The organism is Fulvivirga lutimaris (genome assembly GCF_009711525.1).
Lineage (GTDB): Bacteria > Bacteroidota > Bacteroidia > Cytophagales > Cyclobacteriaceae > Fulvivirga > Fulvivirga lutimaris.
The window spans coordinates 1-313 of sequence record NZ_SMLV01000382.1; the positions used below are offsets into that span (position 1 = coordinate 1).

Below are 313 nucleotides of genomic sequence, written 5' to 3' on the forward strand. Positions count from 1 at the left end.
GACTATTGCTCCCTGATCTTCCAATATCTGTGAAAAGGCCTCGATTTTTACATCATCTCCATCTGGGTCTATGCCGAAAATAGTTTCATTCAATACTTCCCCAGCTTCAACACAAATGTCTTCAGGGATAATAAGCTCAGGTCTTTCATTATCGCAGTCTTCCACTATAATCTGCATATCTCTGGTTACAAAACCAAGTTGAATCCATTCGCCATTTTTAAAGCGATATTCTTTAACAATGAAAGCAATGTTGTACTCGCCTATTTTACCTGGAGCATTCCATTCTATCTCTCCGGTTATAGGGTCAATTTTA

The 313-nt window shown here is 38.3% G+C and carries 1 pseudogene; it reads right to left on the reverse strand.

Features of this window, described 5'->3' with window-relative positions:
- A pseudogene (locus tag E1140_RS21680) lies at positions 1 to 313 on the reverse strand (gliding motility-associated C-terminal domain-containing protein); the annotation flags it as partial.